The organism is Chlorobium sp. N1 (genome assembly GCF_004332115.1).
Lineage (GTDB): Bacteria > Bacteroidota > Chlorobiia > Chlorobiales > Chlorobiaceae > Chlorobium.
Genome location: NZ_SJPA01000002.1, coordinates 49,441 through 71,458, shown reverse-complemented (window position 1 = coordinate 71,458; position 22,018 = coordinate 49,441). Strand labels below are relative to the sequence as shown.

General features: G+C 64.3%; 20 protein-coding genes, 2 tRNA genes and 1 pseudogene. 14 read left to right on the top strand and 9 right to left on the bottom strand.

The window, feature by feature from the left end; all coding sequences use genetic code 11:
* Window positions 1-8 precede the first annotated feature (8 nt).
* On the bottom strand, window positions 9-908 hold the full coding sequence (locus tag E0L29_RS03720; protein WP_131354905.1) for an alpha/beta hydrolase: 900 nt from the start codon (window positions 906-908) through the stop codon (window positions 9-11).
* An 82-nt stretch (window positions 909-990) separates the two neighbouring features.
* Between E0L29_RS03720 and E0L29_RS03715 the strand changes: the two genes are divergently transcribed.
* From E0L29_RS03715 to E0L29_RS03700, 4 genes are all read left to right on the top strand, one after another.
* The gene (locus E0L29_RS03715) at window positions 991-1,653 is read left to right on the top strand and encodes a DedA family protein (protein ID WP_131354901.1); all 663 of its coding nucleotides are present in this window, start codon (window positions 991-993) and stop codon (window positions 1,651-1,653) included.
* 364 nt (window positions 1,654-2,017) lie between these two features.
* Window positions 2,018-2,091, top strand: a tRNA-Pro gene (locus E0L29_RS03710).
* Window positions 2,092-2,237: 146 nt separating this feature from the next.
* Window positions 2,238-2,714 carry a GyrI-like domain-containing protein gene (locus tag E0L29_RS03705; RefSeq protein ID WP_131354897.1) on the top strand — a complete coding sequence of 159 codons (477 nt, stop codon included), beginning with the start codon at window positions 2,238-2,240 and terminating at the stop codon, window positions 2,712-2,714.
* A 1-nt stretch (window position 2,715) separates the two neighbouring features.
* Window positions 2,716-4,161 carry an NAD(P)/FAD-dependent oxidoreductase gene (locus E0L29_RS03700; RefSeq protein WP_131354894.1) on the top strand — a complete coding sequence of 482 codons (1,446 nt, stop codon included), beginning with the start codon at window positions 2,716-2,718 and terminating at the stop codon, window positions 4,159-4,161.
* 6 nt (window positions 4,162-4,167) lie between these two features.
* On the opposite strand, the gene E0L29_RS03695 is transcribed toward E0L29_RS03700, so the two are convergent.
* Window positions 4,168-5,553 carry an AAA family ATPase gene (locus E0L29_RS03695; RefSeq protein ID WP_131354891.1) on the bottom strand — a complete coding sequence of 462 codons (1,386 nt, stop codon included), beginning with the start codon at window positions 5,551-5,553 and terminating at the stop codon, window positions 4,168-4,170.
* Window positions 5,554-5,764: 211 nt separating this feature from the next.
* On the opposite strand from E0L29_RS03695, the gene glpK reads away from it, so the two are divergent.
* From glpK to E0L29_RS03680, 3 genes are read left to right on the top strand one after another with little or no spacing between them, the layout of a single operon-like run.
* Window positions 5,765-7,216, top strand: a complete 1,452-nt coding sequence (glpK, locus tag E0L29_RS03690) for a glycerol kinase GlpK (protein WP_131355747.1) — start codon at window positions 5,765-5,767, stop codon at window positions 7,214-7,216.
* A gap of 24 nt (window positions 7,217-7,240) precedes the next feature.
* A complete protein-coding gene (locus E0L29_RS03685; RefSeq protein ID WP_131354888.1) occupies window positions 7,241-7,474 on the top strand; it encodes a cysteine-rich CWC family protein in 234 nt (77 codons plus the stop codon).
* On the top strand, window positions 7,471-8,151 hold the full coding sequence (locus tag E0L29_RS03680) for an SRPBCC family protein (protein ID WP_242664274.1): 681 nt from the start codon (window positions 7,471-7,473) through the stop codon (window positions 8,149-8,151). The genes E0L29_RS03685 and E0L29_RS03680 overlap by 4 nt, the downstream gene beginning before the upstream one ends.
* Here E0L29_RS03680 and E0L29_RS03675 read toward each other — a convergent pair.
* A complete protein-coding gene (locus tag E0L29_RS03675) occupies window positions 8,138-8,980 on the bottom strand; it encodes an MBL fold metallo-hydrolase (RefSeq protein WP_131354885.1) in 843 nt (280 codons plus the stop codon). The two genes, E0L29_RS03680 and E0L29_RS03675, sit on opposite strands and share 14 nt — an antisense overlap.
* 97 nt (window positions 8,981-9,077) lie before the next feature.
* Here E0L29_RS03675 and E0L29_RS03670 point away from each other — a divergent pair, with 97 nt between their 5' ends.
* The 4 genes from E0L29_RS03670 to E0L29_RS03655 are packed head-to-tail and all read left to right on the top strand — an operon-like array spanning window position 9,078 to window position 12,065.
* On the top strand, window positions 9,078-9,893 hold the full coding sequence (locus E0L29_RS03670) for an NAD-dependent epimerase/dehydratase family protein (protein WP_131354882.1): 816 nt from the start codon (window positions 9,078-9,080) through the stop codon (window positions 9,891-9,893).
* Complete coding sequence (locus E0L29_RS03665; RefSeq protein ID WP_131354879.1) at window positions 9,893-11,230, top strand: cobyrinate a,c-diamide synthase; 1,338 nt, start codon at window positions 9,893-9,895, stop codon at window positions 11,228-11,230. The genes E0L29_RS03670 and E0L29_RS03665 overlap by 1 nt, the downstream gene beginning before the upstream one ends.
* Before the next feature lie 3 nt (window positions 11,231-11,233).
* Window positions 11,234-11,788, top strand: a complete 555-nt coding sequence (locus tag E0L29_RS03660; RefSeq protein WP_242664273.1) for an AAA family ATPase — start codon at window positions 11,234-11,236, stop codon at window positions 11,786-11,788.
* A 49-nt stretch (window positions 11,789-11,837) separates the two neighbouring features.
* Entirely contained in the window at window positions 11,838-12,065 is a 228-nt protein-coding gene (locus E0L29_RS03655) for a hypothetical protein (protein WP_242664272.1), read from the top strand.
* 6 nt (window positions 12,066-12,071) lie between these two features.
* Here the strand turns inward: E0L29_RS03655 and E0L29_RS11730 are convergent.
* Both E0L29_RS11730 and E0L29_RS03645 read right to left on the bottom strand, forming a co-directional pair.
* A pseudogene (locus E0L29_RS11730) lies at window positions 12,072-12,176 on the bottom strand (transcriptional regulator); the annotation flags it as partial.
* 24 nt (window positions 12,177-12,200) lie between these two features.
* The gene (locus E0L29_RS03645; RefSeq protein WP_131354876.1) at window positions 12,201-12,668 is read right to left on the bottom strand and encodes a hypothetical protein; all 468 of its coding nucleotides are present in this window, start codon (window positions 12,666-12,668) and stop codon (window positions 12,201-12,203) included.
* 292 nt (window positions 12,669-12,960) lie between these two features.
* Here E0L29_RS03645 and E0L29_RS03640 point away from each other — a divergent pair, with 292 nt between their 5' ends.
* From E0L29_RS03640 to E0L29_RS03630, 3 genes are all read left to right on the top strand, one after another.
* Window positions 12,961-15,504: an ATP-dependent Clp protease ATP-binding subunit gene (locus tag E0L29_RS03640; protein ID WP_131354873.1), complete on the top strand. Its 2,544-nt coding sequence runs from the start codon at window positions 12,961-12,963 to the stop codon at window positions 15,502-15,504.
* A gap of 160 nt (window positions 15,505-15,664) precedes the next feature.
* A complete protein-coding gene (locus tag E0L29_RS03635) occupies window positions 15,665-16,081 on the top strand; it encodes a hypothetical protein (RefSeq protein WP_131354870.1) in 417 nt (138 codons plus the stop codon).
* 314 nt (window positions 16,082-16,395) lie between these two features.
* Window positions 16,396-17,700, top strand: a complete 1,305-nt coding sequence (locus E0L29_RS03630; protein WP_131354867.1) for an AAA family ATPase — start codon at window positions 16,396-16,398, stop codon at window positions 17,698-17,700.
* A 133-nt stretch (window positions 17,701-17,833) separates the two neighbouring features.
* Here E0L29_RS03630 and E0L29_RS03625 read toward each other — a convergent pair whose 3' ends face one another.
* The 4 genes from E0L29_RS03625 to E0L29_RS03610 all read right to left on the bottom strand — a co-directional run bounded on the left by E0L29_RS03625 (window position 17,834) and on the right by E0L29_RS03610 (window position 21,979).
* Window positions 17,834-19,201 (bottom strand): TrpB-like pyridoxal phosphate-dependent enzyme, encoded by a 1,368-nt coding sequence (locus E0L29_RS03625; protein ID WP_131354863.1) that lies wholly within the window; start codon window positions 19,199-19,201, stop codon window positions 17,834-17,836.
* Window positions 19,202-19,309: 108 nt separating this feature from the next.
* The gene (locus E0L29_RS03620) at window positions 19,310-20,311 is read right to left on the bottom strand and encodes a transcriptional regulator (protein ID WP_131354860.1); all 1,002 of its coding nucleotides are present in this window, start codon (window positions 20,309-20,311) and stop codon (window positions 19,310-19,312) included.
* Between the two features lie 303 nt (window positions 20,312-20,614).
* A tRNA-Leu gene (locus tag E0L29_RS03615) sits at window positions 20,615-20,703 on the bottom strand.
* 88 nt (window positions 20,704-20,791) lie between these two features.
* Window positions 20,792-21,979 (bottom strand): Fic family protein, encoded by a 1,188-nt coding sequence (locus tag E0L29_RS03610; protein WP_131354857.1) that lies wholly within the window; start codon window positions 21,977-21,979, stop codon window positions 20,792-20,794.
* Window positions 21,980-22,018 lie beyond the last annotated feature (39 nt).

Below are 22,018 nucleotides of genomic sequence, written 5' to 3'. Positions count from 1 at the left end.
GGTCTGTCTTATTGCATCGTATCAGTCGCCGATTTAAAGAAATCGCGCGAGGATTCAAAATGTTTTTTCAGCCCCTCGGCGAAAGCGGCCGTGTCCTCGAGCATCGGCAGGTGTCCGAGGTCCTGGAATTTCAGCAACGAGGTCGGGGCTCCGGATTTGGCCTTCCGGGTGTTGTAGAGCGTGATCGTTCCCTCGGGCGGGATGGTGTGGTCCGCCATGCCGACCGAGCAGAGCACCGGGGCGGGGATCTCGATGACGTGGTGCGTATAGGCCCTCAGCGCTTCGGGGTCGATCGAGAACTTCCCGACGGCTGTCGTCGCCTCCCGGTCCGAGTTGATGAAGTCCCCTGCGATGATGTCGCTGTACTCTTGTCCTATCTCTTTCGATGCCGCGCGTCTGATGAAGAGCTCTTTGAGCGGTCCGGCCTGGAAGATCGAGCGGAAGTGCATGGAGACGTCGATGAGGCCTCCGAGCATGAAGAGCCCGAGCGAGGTGAACGGGGTCTCCTCGAAGATGCCGCAGGCGATGATGGTCGCCGAGAGCAGCGAGTCGCGGTAGCGGAGCGCGAGCTCGGTGGCCACCATGCCGCCCATCGAGTGGCCGACGATGTGGAGGTTCCTCCCCCTGTCGAGCCCGAGGTGCTCGACGAGGGCCCCTGCCTCGTCTGCGAACCCCTCGATCGTCAGTGAAGGGTGGTGGCCCTCGATACGGGTGCGCCCGGTGCCGCTCTGGTCGTAGGTGATGCAGCGGTACTCGCCGGAGAGGCGGTCCACGAGGGGCTTCCAGTAGCGCGCCGAGATGGCCCATCCGTTGACGAAGAGCACAACCGGGAGGGCGAGGGCTGAGGGATCCCCTTCGGCGGTATCCTCATAGTAGAGCCGGCATCGTTCGGAGGGAAAATAGCTCATGGGGCGTATCGGTTCTTTTGAGGGAAGCGAAAAGTTAATATAATAACTAAACATCACTTTCTTTCAGCCACGCCCCTTCACGATGCCATACTCCCCGCTCGACCTCATCGGCTCCATCGTCGATTTCATCATGCATATCGACATCCATCTCCAGGCGCTCTCCGCCGAGTACGGCCTGTGGCTCTACCTGGTGCTGTTCCTCATCGTCTTCGCCGAGACCGGCCTTGTCGTCACCCCGTTCCTGCCGGGCGATTCGCTCATCTTCGCCGCCGGCTCGCTTGCCTCGCTCTCCGGCTCCGCCCTCGACCCGCACCTGCTCTTCCTCGTCTTTTTCGCGGCCGCCGTCCTCGGCGACACCGTGAACTACTGGATCGGCCACCGGGTGGGGCCGAAGGTGTTCGACTACGAGCGCTCGATGCTCTTCAACCCCTCGCACCTGATCAAGACCCGCCACTTCTTCGAGAAGTACGGCGGCAAGACCATCATCATCGCCCGCTTCGTGCCGATCGTGCGCACCTTCGCCCCGTTCGTCGCCGGCATCGGCGCCATGGAGTACGGCCGCTTCATCCTCTTCAACGTTATCGGGGCCCTCCTCTGGGTCGGCCTGTTCTGCTACAGCGGGTACCTGTTCGGAGGGCTGCCGTTCGTCCAGGAGAACTTCAAGCTCCTCATCCTCTCGATCATCGTCCTCTCCGTCCTGCCTCCCGTCGTGGAGTACCTGAAGCACCGTTTCGGCCGCCGCTGAATCTCCGAAGGGCCCCGTGCGGTACTGCCGCACGGGGGTTGTCCACAATGTGGAGAGAATGTTGATAACTTGTTGATTGCTTGGGCGCCCTCTCGTCTTTCCCGCTTCGGATCGCGCTGGTACAGGGTGTCTCGTTGTGGTTAAGTTGTTTTTATATAGTGTTATAGGTACTGTTTGCCGCTCGGTCTGTCTCATTCTGCGCCACTCCGCAGTATCTGATTTTTTCTGATGTGAATAAGGACCGATGTTGACAACTTTCGCGTGCAGGGCTGCGCGGCGTGGCGCGGGTTGCGGCGGGGAGAAAAAAATATTCTGGTAATCCGAGGATTTTTTTTATACTTTCTACCCCGGTAGATATCGTATTCGGCGTATAGCGCAGCCTGGTAGCGCACTTCCTTGGGGTGGAAGGGGTCGTGGGTTCAAATCCCGCTACGCCGACCCGGCAAAATAGAAAGGCAGCTTGTTCAAACGGCAGGCTGCCTTTTGCCTTTCTGTGCCGGCAGGAGCTTTTTCTGTGCAGGAACGACTTCTGCCGCCCCGCCGTTGCTCAAGAGGACCCTTCAGCAATGAAACCCCTGCGCCAAATGGAACATCCCTCTCCATTCGTCTGCGAGCTCACGCCGCTCACCCCCACTCCGTCGCTCTTCATCGCCTCGAGAACGGCGCATTCCGCCATCGGCGAACTCTTCAACGAGGGGTTTCCCTCCATCCTCGCCCTGCTCTCCCGCCAGGGGCTCGCGCCCCTGGGCCCTCCCTATGCGATCTACGGCGACATCGGTCCCGATGAGCTCGATGTCGAGTTCGGATTTCCCGTCCCTCCGGAGGCTGAGGGCGAGGGGCGCATCGAGAGGGGAGAGACCCCCTCGGGGCCGAGCGTCAGCTGCCTCCATACCGGCCCCTACGTCAAGGTCGAGCCCGCCTACTCTGCCCTCCTCACGTGGATCGCCGAGAACGGCCGGGCCGCCACCGGACGGGCGATGGAGATCTACATCGACAACCCGTCCGAAACCCCTCCGGAGCAGCTCCGCACGAGGGTGCATCTGCTGCTCGAGGGAGCGTGAGATGCATGTCGTCGTCGTCGGAGCCGGCATCGGGGGCCTTGCCGCCGGTGCGCTGCTCGCCCGCCGCGGCGAGTCGGTCCTGGTGCTCGAGGCGACCGGCCTTCCGGGGGGATGCGCCGCCACCTTCAGCCGCGGCGGCCGCCTTTTCGACGCAGGGGCCACCGTCGGCTGCGGTTTCCATGAGGGCGGCCCGCTCGAGCGGCTCGGCCGTGAGCTCGGGATCGAATGGCCGGTCCGGCCGGAGCCGGTGGCATGGAGCTACCGCTGCGGCGACCTGGAGCTCGATCTTGACCGCACCGGGAAGGCCGTCCTCGAGCGCTTTCCGTCGTCGGCGCCTTTCTGGAAGGCCCAGCGCCTGATCGCCCGGGAGCTCTGGCGGCTTTCCGGGGAGGGGCTGGCGTGGCCTCCCTCCGGTCCGCGGGACTGGGCCAAGCTTCTTCTCACCGGAATCAAGGCCCTGCCCGGCAGCGCACGGCTCCTGCCGTACCTCAACCGGAGCGCCCTCGACTGGATCGCTTCGTTCGGCCTCGGGAGCGACCGGGAATTTCTCCGTTTCATCGACGCGCAGCTGCTCATCGCGACCCAGGCTCCGGCTTCCGGCACCAGCGCGCTGAATGCCGCCATCGCCCTCGACCTGCCGGCCGCCGGCACATTCCGGGTGGAGGGCGGCATGGGAACCGTCGCAGGGCTTCTTGTCCGCTCGATCGAAGAGAACGGCGGAGGGGTGCTCTACGGGCGGAAGGTCGAGCGCGTCGACACGGTCGGCCGCGAGGTGGTGGGGGTGGAGACGAGTGACGGAGGAGCCTTCGCCGCCGACCTGGTCGTTGCGAACCTCACGCCACGGACGCTCGCGGCCATGGAGGGCCTTGAGGGCTATCCGATTTCCCCGGACCGCCTGGAATCCCCCTGGAGCGCCTGTACGGTCTATCTCGACGCGCCGGAGGGCGCTCTTTCGGCTCTCAGGGCGAACCACCTGCAGATTGTTCGCCCTGCCGGCGAGCTCGGCGAGGGCAACTCCATTTTCGTGTCGGTCTCACCTGCCGGCGATGCCGGCCGCGCCCCGGCCGGGCGGCGCGCCCTCACCGTGTCCACCCATACCCGTCCCGGGCCCTGGTTCGAGGCCCGTGCCGGGGGGAAAGAGGCGTATCTGGCGATGAAGCGGCGGTACGCTGACGTGATGCTCGGCCTGCTCGAAACGCATCTGCCGGGCATCAGGGCGAGGCTTCCGGAGCCCACGGTCGCCACGCCGGTCAGCTGGGAGCGCTGGACCGGCCGCTCCCGGGGGCTCGTCGGAGGGTACGCCCAGTCCAGCCTCTTCGGGGTCAGGGGGCCCGATACGCCCTGGCGGAACCTGAAGCTCGTCGGCGACTCGATCTTTCCCGGCCAGTCGCTTCCCGGCGTCGTGACCGGTGCCCGACGGACACTTCTGGCCTGCCCCGGATCCTGAGGCGCTTTAAGGGGCGGTAAGCCGTTCCAGCTGCCCGACCAGGTAGAAGGGGATGTTGAGGAGCCTGAAAGGCTGCTCCTTCTCTTTGAGGCTTGCCGTGCGTTCTTCGAGGGATGGGACCTCCGCGCTTATTCTCACGGCCAGCGTCGCCTCTTTCTGCAGGACATAGGAGTGCAGCGACTTCATGCTGCCGCGCACACCCGATTTCACCTCGACGGGGATCACCCGGTTCCCGCTTTCGAAGAGGAAGTCGACCTCCGCCTGCCCTTCGGATTTCGGGGGCTGCCAGAAGTAGAGGGAAGGGTTGACGTATCCGGGTTTGCTGTGGAGCAGTTGCTGGCCGACGAACTGTTCTGCCAGCACGCCGCGGCCCGCCAGCTCGAGGGGCGAGTTCATGACGAGTTGCGGGGGGATGCCCTCTGCGGCAAGCAGCAGGCCGATGTCGATGAAGAGGAATTTGCTGATTCTCGTGCGCAGTTCCCCCCCGAGCGGTATCGTGTCGGCCGAGGTGTGCACGACCCGGTAGAACAGCCTCGCTTCCAGGAACCGTTCGATGGCCGAGTTCAGCTGCCGGTAGTCCCCGCTGGTTCCGCTTGCCACCGTGTTGGCGAGCTTATGGGAAAAGTGCATGCCAATTTGATTGACCAGTCCGTTGAAGAAGGCGCCGAGCTTCAGTGAGTCCTGCGAGCCTGCATATTTTGCGAAGTCGTCCCGGTAGGTCTGGAGGAGTTCCGTCTGGTACCTGACGATCCGTGCGTGGTTGAAGCTCGTGTCGATCGCCGTTTGGACGCAGTAGGGCATGCCGCCTGTCAGGATATAGCGGCGGACGTGTCCCATCAGCTCTTCATGCACGGTGCGCGGGACCATCTGCATGGTCTCGGGGGTGAGGCGCTCTATTGCGGCGATGGCTTTCGACTCGCCCGTGGCCTTCAGGAACTCCTCAAAGGTCAGCGGTCCCATGAAGCAGTGTTCGATCCTCCCGACTGGAATCGGAAGGCGGTAGTCGCGGAGGACCTGGTCGAGCAGCGAGCCGGTGAGCACCACGGCCAGCTCCGGCATGTCCTCCTGGAAGTAGCGGAGGCAGGAGTAGGCTGCCGGCGCGGCCTGAGCCTCGTCGAGGAAGAGGATGGCCTTCGAATCCCGGGAGATCTCCTTGCCGCTGATCAGCGAGAAATTCAGCAGCAGCTCCTGTAGCCGGTAGGCCCGGAAGAGGGGATCGAGTTCGGGATGGCGTTCAAGGTTGATTTCGACGATGTCCACTCCGAGCTCTGCGGCGGCAAGCCGAACCGCGGTCGTTTTGCCGACCTGCCTCGCCCCTCTGACCACCAGCGGCTTTCGCCCTTCGCGGCCGTACCAGGCGGTAATCTCTTCAACGGCCCTTCGTTTGAACATGACGGGTTTCCTCCTGTATGAATTAATTGCCCTCTTTTGCTGAATGTACCATTTTTATTCCTAGGAGTGCATCAATATGTGCCACTTTTATGCGTGTTCGTGCATAAAAGTGGTACATGTGGCCCTGCGGCTCACTGCGAGGCAGGTTTTTCCTCCGTGATGGCGTATGTTGAAGAGGGCAGTTTTTCTCGAACACAAGAGCCACTCCTCCATGGCCATCCTCTCCATAGACCAGGGTACCACGGGCACCACCTGCATCATCTACGACGAACGGGGCCGGGCGCTCGACAGGGCCTACAGGGAGTTCCCCCAGTACTACCCCCGGGAGGGGTGGGTCGAGCACGACCCGGAGGAGATCTGGCTAAGCGTCGTGGCCTGTCTGGAGGAGCTCATGGGCCGCTTTTCCGGTCCCCTTGCCGCCGTCGGCATCACCAACCAGCGTGAAACCACCCTCCTCTGGGAGCGCCGGAGCGGCCGGCCTGTCCACAACGCCATCGTCTGGCAGTGCCGGCGCACGGCCGATATCTGCCGGCGCTACGAGCCGGAGCGGGAACGGATCGAGGCTCTCACCGGTCTCCGCCTCGACGCCTACTTCAGCGCCACGAAGATCCGCTGGATCCTCGAGGCCCATCCCGAACTCGATCCCGCTTCGCTCTGTTTCGGCACCGTCGACAGCTGGCTCGTCTGGAAGCTCACCGGCGGCGGGGTGTACGCCACCGACTACACCAACGCCTCCCGCACCATGCTCTACGACATCGACCGAAGGCGCTGGGACAGGGGGCTCTGCGACCTCTTCGGCGTGCCCTCCTCCATGCTGCCGGAGGTGCGGGGTTCGATGGAGGGGTTCGGGACGGTCGAGGCGATCGAAGCGTTGCGCGGTGTGCCGATCGCGGCAGTGGCCGGCGACCAGCAGGCGGCCCTTTTCGGTCAGGGGTGCTACGGGGCGGGGAGTCTCAAGAACACCTACGGCACCGGCTGCTTCATGGTGATGAACACCGGCGCCGAGCGGATCCGTTCGGAGAACGGGCTCATCACCACGCTGGCCATCGCGGCCGACGGAGCCCCGGCTTACGCGCTCGAGGGGTCGGTCTTCATCGGCGGAGCGGTGGTGCAGTGGCTTCGCGACGCTCTCGGCCTCATACGGGAGGCTTCCGAGACGGAGGCGCTGGCTCTCGAGGCGGGCTCCAGCGGCGGCGTCTACCTGGTGCCGGCCTTCGTCGGCCTCGGCGCCCCCCACTGGAACATGGAGGCGCGGGGGACCCTGGTCGGGCTCACCCGCGGGAGCGGACGAGCACAGCTGGTGCGCGCCGCCCTCGAGTCCATCGCCTACCAGTCCTTCGACGTGTTCACGGCCATGGCGGCCGACACCGGAATCCGGCCCAGCTCGCTGACGGTGGACGGCGGCGCGGTCTCGAACGGCTTTCTCATGCAGTTCCAGGCCGACCTGCTCGGCGTCCCCGTCGTCCGCCCCGGCGACATCGAGTCCACCTCTCTCGGCGCTGCATCCCTCGCCGGCCTCGGGTGCGGGGTGTGGCGGTCGGCCGAAGAACTTCTTTCCCTGCGGGGGGAGGGGTCCGTCTTCGAGCCCTCGATGGCCGAGGATGAGCGCGGAGCTCTCCTCGACGGGTGGCGGAAGGCGCTCCGCCAGACGCTCGCATCCTGAACCATCCTCTAAACACGCACTGCGATGACGATGAGCGAAGAGAGCACCCCGTCCGGCATCCCGGTCGAGCGCACCTGCCCGATCTGCGGCGCCGCCTTCACCTGCATGAACTCCCCCTCCTGCTGGTGCGCGAGCCGCACCCTCACGGACCGGCTGCGGCGCCACCTCGCGGAGCACTACACGGGGTGCCTCTGCCCCGAATGTCTCGACCGGCTCATCCGGGAGGAGGCGAAGGAAACGCAAATGAAACCGGGATGAGCGCACGCGGTGCGCTCCCCCTCGTACTATTTACGCTTATGCGACCATTCTTCACGATCACGCTGCTGAAAGGGTGGCTGCTTGCCGCCATGCTCGTGCTGCTGCCCGCCCCGGCAGCTGCGCTTCCCGCCGTGCCGCCGCTCTCGGAGGACGAGCGGGAGGAACTCCTCAGGGGCGAGCCCGTCGTTACGGTCGAGAGCCTGGGAGAGGGGGTGAGCGGCGTGGTCGGCCGTATCATGATCCGGGCCGGAGCCGAAGCGGTGTGGGACGTCATCACCGACTACGACCACCACTGGCAGTTCATCCCGAGCGTCCTGGAGAGCGGCCTCGTCTCGGACGACGGTGTCCACCAGGAGATGTTCCAGACCGGCCGGACCGGTTATCTGCTATTCCGCAAGACGGTGCACATCCGTCTCCTGCTCGAGGGCGAGCGGCCGCGCCGCCTCCGGTTCCGCCAGAAGGAGGGGGATTTCAAGATCTACCATGGGGAGTGGCGCATCAGCGACGCCCGGGATGGGCGCGGGGTGCTGCTCACGTTCCTCGCCGAGGTGAAGCCGGACTTCTTCGCTCCGTCTCCCTTTGTTCGCAAGGTGCAGAAAAAAGACCTGCCGAAGGTACTCGAGGCGATGAAGAAACGCGCCGAGCACCTGCAACCGCCGGTCTTCAGGGCAGAGTGAGCTGCATGCCGGCCCGGCTCGCCTCGATTGGGCATGCGAGCAGTTCCCTGAACCGCTCCGTCGCCCCCTCTCCCGTGCAGTGGCTCGTGACCACCCGTCCCACGTCGAGCCGGCGGAGCCCTTCGGCGGTGTTCACGATGCGATCGTCCGAGGCCTTCGAAAGGTGCAGCCCGCCCATCACGGAGGCCACGCGGCGCTCCGGGGTGAGGGTGAAGATATGTTGAATGGTGTTGAGGATCCCGGAGTGGCAGCACCCGGCGATCACCGAGATCCCCTCCTTCGTTTCGATCCAGAGCGAGAGGTCGTCCTCGATCGGGTCCGGCCGCTTCCCTTCGGTGTCGAGATAGAAGGGCCCGCCCGGATCCTCGAAGGCGTTGCGGCGCGGCACCGGCCCGGTCAGGTGCACTCCCGGGGCCAGCTCCACGGGCCCTTCGGCGTAGACCATACGCCCTTCGGGGAGCGCTTCCAGGGCGCGCCGCGAGGCTTCCGGCATCATGGTCGGCTTGGCCACCCCTCCGCGGATGCTCCAGCGGTCGGTGAAGGCGCCCGGGTGCAGGCAGACCTTGGCTTTCGGCGCGGCCTCGAGCGCCGGGGCTATGTTGCCGGTATGGTCGTAGTGGCCGTGGCTGAGCACCAGCCAGTCCGTTTCGGAGAGGTCGATGCCGAGCCTCTCCCGGTTCCGGCTGAATGCGCTCCCGAGTCCCGCGTCGAAAAGGATCTTCACTCCCCGGGCCTCGATCCAGAGCGAGAACCCGTGCTCGGAGGCGAACCCCGGAAGGGCGCTGTTGTCGACGATGACGGTGATATGGATCGTGTCGCTGTGCTTCATGGCCTCGGAGAATGGTTTGGTAATGGGGAAAGCTATGTATATTTGGCGACATCTTCGAACACGCTCCCAAAAAACAGCGACAACAACCTTTCATTCCATGAAGAACGAATCCATAAGCATCCTCGGCTGCGGCTGGCTCGGCCTTCCCCTTGCCGGGGCGCTGGTCCGGGAGGGCTACGCGGTCAAGGGCTCGACCACCTCGGAAGCCCATCTCCCCCTGCTGCAGGAAACGGGCGTCGAGCCCTACCTGCTCTCGCTCGAGCCGGAGCTCGAGGGAGACGAGGCCGCCGACTTCCTCCAGAGCGACACGCTCGTCGTCAACTTCCCGCCCGAGAGGCGGGAGGACATCGAGGAGTACCACGTGCTGCAGTTCTCCTCGCTCATCGACGCCATCCGGCTCTCGCCCGTCAAGAACGTGCTCATGGTGAGCTCCACTTCGGTCTACCCGGCGCTCGGGCGCGAGGTCACGGAGGAGGACGCCCTTGAGCCCGAATCGCCCTCCGGCCGGGCGCTGCTCTCGGTCGAGGAGATGCTCATGCAGGAGCGGGGGTTCCAGACGACGGTGGTGCGCTTCTCGGGCCTCGTCGGCTACGACCGCACTCCTGCCGGCTATCTCGGGCGGATGAAGGAGATCGCATCTCCCGGGCAGCCGATGAACCTCATCCACCGCGACGACTGCATCCGCATCATCATGGAGATCATCCGCCTCGGCCAGTGGGGCGAGGTGTTCAACGCCTGTGCCCCCGTGCACCCGAAACGGATCGACTACTACCGCAAGGCCGCCCTGAAGGCGGGCATCGAACTGCCGCCGGCCGTCGTGGGCGAGGCTCCCTTCAAGATCGTCGACAGCTGCAAGCTCGTGAACGCCATCGGCTACGCATTCCTCCACCCCGACCCGATGGACGACCTCTGATGGATGAACGGTTCGGCGCATTCCTCATCGCGGCTCCCTCGAGCGGATCGGGCAAGACCACGCTGACGCTCGGCCTGCTCCGGCTTCTGGCCACCCGCGGTCTTGCGGTGCAGCCCTTCAAGTGCGGCCCCGACTACCTCGACACCCGCCTGCACGCCATGGCGGCCTCGACGGGAGGGCGCCGGCGCCGGGGCTTCAACCTCGACACCTTCATGGCGCCGGCGGCCCACGTGCGGGAGCTCTTCGCACGCCAGAGCGCCGGGGCCGACCTCGCCGTGGTCGAGGGCGTGATGGGGCTCTTCGACGGGGCGGAGAAGGACCGCGGCAGCAGCGCCGAGATCGCCAGGCTGCTCGGCGTGCCGGTGGTGATGGTGGTCGACGCCCGCAGCATGGCCTACTCGGCCGCACCCCTGCTGCACGGGTTCCGCACCTTCGACGCGTCGCTGAACCTCGCCGGGGTGATCTTCAACCGGGTCGGCAGCCCCTCGCACTACGCGTTCCTCGAAGCCGCCGCCCACGACGCCGGGGTGGAGCCGCTCGGCTACGTTCCCCGCAGCGACGAGCTCGCCATCAGCGAGCGCCACCTGGGGCTGAACACCTCGGCGGACTACGACCGGGAAGGGGTGATCGACAGGATGGCCGCCCATATCGCAAAAACCGTGGACGTCGGCCGGCTGCTCGAGATAGCCGCGATCCCGCGGCCCGCGGTACCTCCACCGCCGCCTGCGCCGACGTCGGGAGAAAGGGTGATCGCCGTCGCGCGCGACGAGGCCTTCAGCTTCCTCTATGAGGAGAACCTCGAGGTGCTCCGCCGCTTCGGCCGGATCGAGTGGTTCAGCCCGCTCGAGGACCGGCGGCTGCCGGAGGCCGACCTCGTCTGTCTCGCCGGCGGCTACCCGGAGCTGTATGCCGAACGGCTTTCGGCCAACGTTGAGATGCGCCGTGCCGTCGCCGACTACTGCCGCCGGGGCGGGTGCACCTGGGCGGAGTGCGGGGGGATGATGTACCTCGGAGGCTCCATCACCCTCCGTGACGGCGCCCGCCATGCGATGTGCGGGGTGCTCGACCTCGACACCACGATGGAGGAGGCGCGGCTCACGCTCGGTTACCGGTCGCTCGAGCTGGAGGGGTTCGGGGGAGGGGAGCTCTGCGGCCACGAGTTCCACTACTCGAAGGTATCGCGCTCGGGCGCGCTCCATAGCGTCGCCACGGTACGCAGCGCCCGCGGCGAAGCGGTCGGAACCCCCGTCTGGCGCGAGGGGAACACCTTCGCCTCCTATATTCATCTCTACTGGGGGGCGCGGCCCGACTTCCCGGAGTGGCTGTGCGGTTTATGAGGAGTGGGAGTGGGTAAGGGCGGGCGGTTCATCATCACCGGCGGGCCCGGCAGCGGCAAGAGCACGCTGCTCCATGCGCTGAAGGGGCGCGGGTTCGGCGGCTACCGGGAGGTGTCGCGCGACATCATCCGGCGCGAGGCACGCCGCGAGGGGGGCGTGCTGCCGTGGACCGACCTCGAGGCCTTCTCGCGCCTCGCCGTCCGGGCGATCCTCCGCCAGCACGCCCATGCGCTCCGCCGCCGCGACACCTGCTTTTTCGACCGGGGGCTGCCGGACGTCTTCGGCTACCTCCGCCACGCCGGCCTGGATGTTCCCGGTGAGTACCTCGAGGCGCACGGTCGGTGCCGCTACAGCAGTACGGTCTTCATCCTTCCCTACTGGGAGGAGATCTACGTGAACGACGCCGAGCGACCGCAGTCGCCGGAGGAGGCGGCTTCGCTCAGCCGCTCGATCAGGGATGCGTACGGTTCGCTCGGCTACTGGCTGCTGGAGGTTCCGAAGGCCGGGGTGGAGGAGCGGGCCGATTTTGTGCTGCGGGAGGCGGGTGCCGGCCGGTAAGGGCCGTTTTCCGCATCAGGACTTTTCGAACCAACGATGTTGTTCGCCCATGCGGGGAGACTTGACGATCAGGACCGTCCGGACCTCGTCCGGAGCGACCGCCGTCCAGGTGGTCCGGAACAGGGGGAAGGGGCGCTCGTTCCTGAAGCACTTCGGCAGCGCCCATACCGAACACGATCTCCAGCGGCTCCTGGCCGAGGCCCGGTTGTACGTACAGACCCACTGCCGCCAGCCCGACCTTTTTGCCGGTACCCCGCCCTCTCCGCCGGAGCCCTGAGGCTGTTCAGGATGGCCCGGCGCCTGTTATCGTGAATTTCACTCCAACGGCATGCAGGACGGCATTGACGGTTTCAAAGCGCGGACGGGCTCCTTTCCGCAACGCTTTGTAGAGGCTTCCTCGCTGTTCCGGCGTTCAGAGGATGAACTCCAGGTCCCTGCCCTCCCGCTCGGCGCGGTTGACGAACTCCCGCATCCGCCGGAGGAAGGCAAGGAACCGCTTCGGGTCGATTTCGCGCAGGTAGGCCGCCGGCGGCTCCTCCTGCCAGCCGAGCAGGATGGTTTCGGGGTTGTCGGGATCGATTCCCTTCTTCAGGCCGTCGATGATCTTCAGCATGGAGGGCAGGCTGCTGCAGTGCAGGAACACCTCGTCCCAGCTGTCGAAGCCGTTGCCGCTCTCGGAGATGAAGGGGAGCTGGTTGAGCGCTTCGGGCAGGCCGTAGTGGAACATGGCCGCGTAGTCGTGGAAGTCGATCGGCAGCGACAGGTAGACCCTGTATTCGGGGTCTTCGAGCTGCACGCTGTTGATGGTGCCTTCGCGGCAGATCGAGAGTGAGCGGTGCAGCGCGTTGCGGTCGTCGATGAGGATGTAGGTGATGTCCATGGGCCGGATCTCGCGGGAGCTTGTCGGGGCAGGAGAACCTTTTGGGGGTTCTCCGGGTTGGTTTGTTGCCGTCGCCGGCGAGAGAATCCCCGGCGGCCGTCGTCAAAAGCAAGATAGGTCCCCGGAAGGGACGCCGCAACACCCGGTTGCGGGTGGTACGGGGGGAGGCCGGCGCGGGCGCTTTCAATGATTGTTTTTCAGCGGCTCTCTTCATATCATATACTACATTGCAGTAAGCGGACCGTACCGCCGCCCCCAGTGGGGCCCGAACACTTTTAAGCGCATATGCCACATGGAAGGAAATTTTTCCAGCAGGGTACAGGACGTCATCCGACTCAGCCGCGAGGAGGCCCTCCGGCTCGGCCACGACTACATCGGCACCGAACACCTCCTGCTCGGCCTCATCCGGGAGGGTGAGGGGATCGCCGCCAGGATCCTCAGGAACCTGAAAATAGACCTCTTCAAACTCAAGCAGAAGATCGAGGACAGCACCCACCCGAAGGTGCCGGCGACGCAGATGGGCAACGTGCCCCTGACGAAGCAGGCCGAAAAGGTGCTGAAGATCACCTATCTCGAGGCCAAGATCTGCAAGTCCAGCGTCATCGGCACCGAACACCTCCTGCTCTCGATCCTCAAGGGGGAGGACAACATCGCCTCCCAGATCCTCGAGCAGTTCGGGGTGACATACGACGTGGCCCGGGACGAGCTGCAGGCGCTGAGCGGCAGCGCTCCCGGCGAGCCCGACGAGCCGCCCCTCGAGGAGTCGTTCCCCGCGGGCGGGGGCGAGCGCCCCTCGCGCAAGGGCGGGGAGCGCAAGGGTGAGCGGACCAAGACCCCGGTGCTCGACAACTTCGGCCGCGACATCACGCGCCTGGCCATCGAAGACCGGCTCGACCCGATCATCGGCCGCGAGAAGGAGATCGAGCGTGTGGCCCAGGTGCTCAGCCGCCGCAAGAAGAACAACCCCGTCCTCATCGGCGAGCCGGGTGTCGGCAAGACCGCCATCGCCGAGGGGCTGGCGCTCAAGATCGTGCAGCGCAAGGTCTCCCGGGTGCTCTACGACAAGCGCGTCGTGGCGCTCGACCTTGCAGCGCTCGTGGCCGGCACGAAGTACCGCGGCCAGTTCGAGGAGCGCATGAAGGCGCTCATGAACGAGCTCGAGAAGTCGCGCGACGTGATCCTCTTCATCGACGAGCTGCACACCATCATCGGTGCCGGCGGAGCCTCCGGCTCGCTCGACGCCAGCAACATCTTCAAGCCGGCGCTCGCGCGCGGCGAGCTCCAGTGCATCGGAGCCACCACGCTCGACGAGTACCGCCAGTACATCGAGAAGGACGGCGCGCTCGACCGCCGCTTCCAGAAGATCATGGTCGAGCCGGCCTCGGTCGACGAGACCATCCAGATCCTCGGCAACATCAAGCCGAAGTACGAGGCCCACCACCACGTGCGCTACTCCGACGAGGCGATCGAGAAGGCCGTCAAGCTCTCCGACCGCTACATCCCCGACCGCTTCCTTCCGGACAAGGCCATCGACGTCATGGACGAGGCGGGGGCGAGGGTCCACCTCAGCAACATCCACGTGCCGCAGGAGATCCTCGAGCTGGAGAAGTCGGTCGAGGAGGTCAAGGCCGAGAAGAACCAGGTCGTCAAGATGCAGAACTTCGAGGAGGCCGCACGCCTGCGCGACAAGGAGAAGAACCTGATCGAGGCGCTCGAGCATTCCAAGCAGGAGTGGGAGGAGAAGGCCTCGGAAACCGTCTACGACGTCTCGCTCGAGGACATCACCTCGGTGGTGGCCATGATGACCGGCATCCCGGTCGACCGGGTCGCCCAGTCCGAGTCCAGGAAGCTGCTCTCGATGGAGGAGGATCTCAAGAAGGAGGTCATCGGCCAGGACGAGGCCATCAGGAAGATCACCAAGGCCATCCAGCGCACCCGCGCGGGGCTGAAGGATCCGGCGCGCCCGATCGGCTCGTTCATCTTCCTCGGTCCCACCGGAGTGGGCAAGACGGAGCTGGCCAAGGCGCTCACCCGCTACATCTTCGACAGCGAGGACGCCCTCATCCGCGCCGACATGAGCGAGTACATGGAGAAGTTCTCCGTCAGCCGCCTGGTGGGAGCGCCTCCCGGCTACGTGGGTTACGAGGAGGGCGGCCAGCTCACCGAGAAGGTGCGCCGCAAGCCCTACTCGGTGGTGCTCATCGACGAGATCGAAAAAGCCCATCCCGACGTCTTCAACATCCTGCTCCAGGTGCTCGACGAGGGCGTGCTGACCGACGGACTCGGCCGCAAGGTGGACTTCCGCAACACCATCATCATCATGACCTCGAACATCGGGGCCAAGGACATCAAGAGCATCGGCGCCGGCATGGGCTTCACCGCCCCTGACGACACCGCCGGCAGCTACAAGGCGATGAAGTCGACGATCGAGGACGCCCTGAAGCGGGTCTTCAATCCCGAGTTCCTCAACCGCATCGACGACATCGTCGTCTTCCACCAGCTCGAGAAGGCCGACATCTTCAAGATCATCGACATCACCGCCGGCAAGCTCTTCGGGCGCCTTGCCGAGATGGGCATCGCCGTCGAGATCGACGAGAAGGCCAAGGAGTTCCTCGTCGACAAGGGCTACGACCAGAAGTACGGCGCCAGGCCGCTGAAGCGTGCGCTGCAGAAGTTCGTCGAGGATCCGCTCGCCGAGGAGATGCTCAAGGGCCGCTTCGCGGAGGGCAGCACCATCCATATCAGCTTCGACGAGAAGGAGAACGGGCTGCGCTTCGAGGACGGCTCGAAGGCGCCGGCCAAGAAAAGCAAGCGCCAGGAGAAGCTCGACGAGTAAGGTTTTTTTTCTGTTTCCCCCAAAGCCAGGTTCCGGTCGCCTCCTCCCCGATCCATAACGGGGAGGAACGCGGCCGGTTGCCGCCGCTGCGGGAACGGGTTGCCGCGGCCGCGGTCGTAGCAATCCAGCCCGCAACCACTACCACAAAGGGGGAAACACCATGCTGAAGAGACACACGCTGATCCTGCCGCTGCTTTCCGGAGCGCTCGCTCTCGGGCCGGCGGCCTCGATGGCTGCCACGCCGTCGGTATCCGAGGTCAAGCCCGCACCCAAAGAGGCTCCTGCAGCTCCGGCCGAGAAGCCGATGCCGGCGGCAGTGCAGGCGGCGCCCGCCGAAGAGCCCATCTACGGCCGCCAGATGATGACGCCGGAAGAGCAGGACGACTACCGTATGCGGATGAAGGCCTGCACCACCGACGAAGCCCGCCAGAAACTCCGCACCGAACACCACAAAGAGATGCAGCTGCGCGCAAAGGAGCGCGGCATCACGCTTCCCGACATGCCTCCCGCCGGCGGCGGGATGGGCCCCGGCATGGGCCAGGGCATGGGTCCTGGCCAGGGCGGCGGAAAGAAATAGCGCCCGGCTCCGGCCGGTCCGTGGACGTTCCTCTCTGCCAACCATCACAGACAAGCTGACAGCTTCTTCTCTGGATTGCCGGTGGAGGGAACGAAGGAAGCCGCTCTTATCGGGGAGCGGCTTCCGCTGTTTAGGGTGGAGGTGTATGAGGGCTTTCCGGTGCCTTGGTCAGAAATTGCATTGTGTTTCTGTTCAAATAAACACAAAACAACCTTGTATTTTGTGTCATTCGAATATGAAATTGCCTTGTATTTCTGTTTTTATGGAGCTAGATTAAGTCTGTATGACAGCCTCAACCACTAACGCCGGCATCTATGCGCCGCTTTATCGAGCATGATCTTCAGGGCTGGCGGAATGCCGCCGGCCGAAAGCCCCTCATCATCCGGGGCGCCCGGCAGGTCGGGAAGACCTGGTCGATAACCTCGTTCGGCCAGGAGCATTTCGAGTCGGTTGTCGTCGCGGATTTCGAGCGCAACAGGAGCCTCGCCGGACTTTTCGAGGGGGATCTCGGCGCCCGGCGCATCCTTTCGGATATGGAGGTGATGCTTCGCCAGCGTATCATACCCGGCAGAACGCTGCTGTTTTTCGACGAGATACAGGCCTGCCCCCGGGCCATCACCGCGCTGCGCTATTTTTATGAAGAGCTCCCGGAGCTGCATCTCATCGCCGCAGGATCGCTTCTTGAATTCGCTCTCGATGAGAGTTCCTTTCCTGTCGGCAGGGTCCAGTTCCTTACGCTCCACCCGCTCTGCTTCGCCGAATACCTCGAGGCCGTCGGCAACGCTCCGGCGGCAGAGGCCGTGCTCGGTGATCCGGCAGAGATATCTCCGGCCGTGCACGGGCTGCTTCGGGAGGAGCTGAAGCGGTACTTCTTCATCGGCGGCATGCCCGCAGCCGTAAGGGCATACCTGGAAAAACGGTCGATGAGGGATGCGTTCGAGGTCCAGCGGGATATTGCGGAGTCGTATCGGATGGATTTTGCCAAGTATGCTCCGAAAGTCGACCGCTTCTGCCTCGACTCGGTTTTCATCGCCCTCTCGCAACAGGTCGGCCGCCAGATCAAGTATGCCCGCCTTGGCGAGGGCTACAGCGGACCCCTTCTCAAAAAGGCGTTCGATGCCCTCTGTCTTGCCCGTGTGGCAAGGAGAGTTCCTGCCGCCGATCCTTCGGGACTGCCCCTCGGGGCCACCGCCTCGGCCAAAACCTTCAAGGCCATCATGCTCGACATCGGCCTTTTGCGCCACCTGTCCGGCATGCCTGAGGATATCGAATATGCTAAAGATGACCTGCTGGCCATCTACCGGGGCGCAATGGCCGAACAGTTCGTCGGGCAGGAGATGCTGGTCGCGCAGAAGGGCGATCTCCATTACTGGTGCCGGCAGGCCAGAAGCAGCAGTTCGGAAATCGATTATCTGGCCGTCATCGAGGGAAAGGTGCACCCTGTCGAGGTGAAAAGCGGTGCGGCCGGAAGTCTCAGGAGCCTCCATCTCTTCCTCTCATCCTACCCGGAGTGCGGCATGGCCCTGGTCTTTTCGGACCGGCGGTACGCTGAACTCCCGGAGCAGAAGATCGCATTCCTTCCTCTCTACAGCGCGTTTTCTGCCACGAGGCGCGGCTGAGCGAGAGCGCGTTTCTATGGGGAGAGTGGGCGTTGAGCCGGCAACGAATCTTGCCGATTGAGCTCGGAGTCGGAAAGATTCGTTACCGGTTGTCTGTTGTAATGGCGGCTGCCGTTCCTTCCGGAGTCCTTCCTCAGGGCGTCGGGGGGTGGTCCTTCAGCGCCTCGAGCGAACGCTGCAGCATCTCTTCGGGCAGCGGATAGTCGCTGATCTTGCCCGACATGAAGGCGTCGTACCCCTGCAGGTCCATGAGGCCGTGGCCGGACCAGTTCATGAGGATCACCTTCTCCTTCCCCTCCTCTTTGGCCTTCAGGGCCTCTCGGATGGTCTGGGCGATGGCGTGCGAGGTCTCCGGCGCGGGGATGAACCCTTCGGTGTGCGCGAACTGCAGCGCGGCCTGGTAGCACTCGGTCTGCGGCAGTGCGGTGGCCTCCACCAGCCCCAGTCTGCGCACATGGCTGACGAGCGGGGCCATGCCATGGTAGCGCAGCCCTCCGGCGTGGATGGCCGGGGGGATGAAGCCGTGGCCGAGGCTGTGCATCGGGAGCAGCGGCGTCATCTTGGCCACGTCTCCTGCGTCGTAGACGTAGGGTCCGCGGGTGAGGGTCGGGCAGGCTTCCGGCTCGGTGGCGATCACCTGCACGTCTCTGCCGTGGATCTTGTCGCAGATGAAGGGGAAGCTGATGCCGGCGAAGTTCGAGCCGCCGCCGGCGCAGCCGATCACCACGTCGGGGTAGCGGCCGACCTTCTCGAGCTGCTTCTTTGCCTCGAGGCCGATGATGGTCTGGTGGAGCATCACGTGGTTGAGCACGCTGCCGAGCGCGTAGCGGGTGTCCTCGCGCTCGACGGCCTGCTCGATGGCCTCGCTGATGGCGATGGCGAGGCTTCCCGGCGTGTCGGGCATCTCCGTGAGGATCTTCCTTCCCACCGCTGTCTCCATGCTGGGGCTCGGGATGCAGTCCGCCCCCCAGGTCTTCATCATGATCTTGCGGAACGGCTTCTGCTCGAAGCTGATGCGCACCATGAATACCTTGCACTCGATGCCGACCAGCTTGCAGCTCATCGCAAGCGCGCTGCCCCACTGGCCCGCTCCGGTCTCGGTGGTGAGGTACTTGATGCCGAACTGCTTGTTGTACCAGGCCTGGGCCACGGCGGTGTTGGGCTTGTGGCTTCCGGCCGGCGATACCCCCTCGTTCTTGTAGTAGATCCTGGCCGGGGTGCCGAGCGCCTGTTCGAGGCGCCGTGCGCGGTAGAGCGGGGAGGGGCGCCAGAGCTTCAGGATCCCGAGCACCTCCTCGGGAATGTCGATCCAGCGCTCGGTGCTCATCTCCTGCTCGATGAGGTTCATCGGGAAGACCTTGGCCAGATCGTCTGGCCCGATCGGCGAGCCGTCCATGCCGACCGGCGGCGGCAGCGGCACGGGCAGGTCGGCCTGGATGTTGTACCACTGGCGCGGCATCTCGTCTTCGGTGAGGAGGATCTTGGTGGGTTCTGTACTCATGGCGCGGCGGGTTTGGAGTGGATGGCACGGAATGCTTCCCTGCGGGCAGTCGCTTCATTAAAGAAACGAAAGTATCGGGTCGGGGCCATGAGAAATCGTCTGCTGCCGTCAGCGGAGGGGTCGGCTTTTTTCAGCCGGAGCGGCGTTTTCGGTCAGCTCTTCCAGCGCTTTTTCAATCCGTTCATCCGGGTTTCCCTTGAGGCTGAGGTAGAGCGAGAACGGGTCTACGACGCCGCTCGGGCTGAAGAGCTGCGGGTCGTAGCGCCACAGCTCCACCAGGCAAGTGCCTTCATCCTCTATGGGGATGGTCTCCGTTTTCTGAAGCCTGCCGTTCCATGTTTTCGCCCATATGGCATACGTCGCCTCTCCCGGTGCTGCCAGTCGACCGAGTTCGCCGAGGGCCGTAAGGCCGGCCAGGGGAAGGCGCTCGCCGGCAATCTGTGTTTCCATGATGCGCACGACCTTCCTGACCGGACTCTGGAGCAGCGGCAGGGCGCGGGCCCAAAGCGTGGCGGTATCCTGCGGATGAAGGAGCCGTTCGCGTCCCTTCCGTTCGACGGGTGCGATCCCGCTCCCTTCGATCTCATCGAGGCATCGGGATATGCTCATGGTCGTGTATCCGAGTCGCCCGGAAAGCGCTTTGGCTGAGGTCGGCTGGCGGATTTCTCCGCTCAGCAGATGCATGACAACGGCCTGGCTTGCCGGGCTCAGGGTGTCTGCCGAGGGCAGATGCGCCTTCAATACTTTTTCCTGGCAGGCGGCACCGAGTTGGGGCCAGTAGAGTTGACGGCCGACGTCGACGAACGGAATGCCCCGTTCGGTCATTCTCCGGCGCACGTACCCCGCCAGACCGCGGGTGATGACACAGTAGCCGGTCATGTCCGGCATGGCTTTTGAAATTTCCCTCAGATGCTTTTCGAAGGCGGCCGGCCTGAACGCTTCGCTCGTGTCCGGGCGGATGGCGAGAAAGCGCCGCCCTCCGACATGCAGCGCATGCAGGCCGTATCGTTGCCGGATGAAGAGCGGGGCGCGTAGGGATACCTCTTCACCCAGAACGGCGTGCAGCCCGGTCATGGCCAGGATGTATTCCTCCAGCGAGCTCTTGGTCATCTGTGTTCCTCCTATCTCTTTTCTGTATGGTAACTTTTTCTATGTTATCGTGCAATAAAAAGTTATTTGATTTTATTGAAATATTCTATCCGTCTCTTCTGCCTGGGGCGTGAGGGCGGTTCCGGCGAATCGATGTATTTTGAGCTATTGGCGAGGCCGGGTTATGGGTGTTGGAGTAGGGGGGGATTCAGGCTTGTTGCTGGCCCGTTCCCTATGGGATGAGGCGGAATCGCGCCGAACGAAGTGAGCGCCGCGATTCCAGGCGACGAAGTCGACTGGAACAATCGATTGATGGGGGGGATGTGGTGCCGAAGACGGGGGTCGAACCCGTACGTCCATTGCTGAACACGGGATTTTAAGTCCCGGGCGTCTACCAATTCCGCCACTTCGGCAAGCAGGTAAAGTTACACTCTTCGACAACTTTCGCAAGGCCCGGGCACACATTGGGTGTTCCGCCTGCCACCGGCCTCTCCTCCGGTTTCAGGGAAAGAGGTTCGGGAAGAGGGTCTCGGCTGCGGTAGCGGGGAAGCGGATCGAAACGGGTCCTTTAGGGGTGTCGGATGCCAGGATTCCGTCAGCGGTGAGGCTGCTGAGCAGGAGTCGTGCGCTTCGCTCTTTCCTGCCGGTAATGCGCGGGACGTCGCCGCGCGGTATTTCGCCGCGGATGAGAGCCGTTTCCAGCAGCGTGAACCCTTCCGTGCCCCATGCCTTCTGTTCAGAGTAGCGGCGCAACCTCGTGGCGAGGGAGTCGAATGCGAAAAGGTCCTGCATGAACTCGATCTGGTCGAGCGAGACCTTGAGGAACCATGCGATGAAGCCGTTCAGGGCCTTGAGCGAGAGGCCGCCCCGGCCGTCGAGGTCGCCCTGGCGGGGCATGTCGGCGTAGTCCATCATCCGCATGTAGTCGGTCGGTCCTTCGAGCCCCCTTGCCAGTCCCCTTGATATCGACCAGAGGCCATGGGCCCCGATGCCCGAGTGGAGAGCCATGGCGTGGCTCAGGAGGCGGCTTACCCGGCCGTTTCCGTCAGGGAACGGGTGGATGAAGTTGAAGCGGTGATGGGCCGCGGCGATGGATACGATGCGCATGGCCTTCCCCATGGGGGCGAGCGCGTAGTGTTCCGTGAAGTAGGCCATGAAGTCGTGCACATGGATGCTCGAGGGGGGCTGGTGCCGACCCACGCTCACGTCCTCTGCAGGCCTGCTGCGGTACTCTCCCGGGACGATGGTCAACGATCGCCCCTGTTTTTCGATGCGGCGCATGCGGGGCGGCAGGTTCCGGTAGAACTCCTCGTGCAGCCATCGAATGAAGGTGTCGGAAACGGGGTCCGGCAGGTTCCCTTCGGCATGCATGCGGTCGATCCGGCGCTGGATCTTGATGTGTGCGACCGCCTCGAGCTGCAGGTTGCGTTTTTCCTCACCCTCAAGGTAGCGCTCCTGCAGGGCCAGTTCGATATCGCGGGGACGGGTCTTGTGCCCCTCGATGAGGTTCGAGTAGTAGCAGTTCATGACCCGTACCAGGTCGGCAAGGCTTGCTGCCGTCACGGGGTGCAGCCGGCCCTCCAGTTTTCCTGCGGCTGATGAGAGCGCCGCCGCCAGGTCGGCCACTTCCGGTTCCAGTGTGCCGGGAAGGCATGGCTCGAGGCGTGCAGGGACTTCTAGAAGTGTCATTTTCTGCCGGTTTTTATCGGAGCTTTCGTGCTGTTTTAA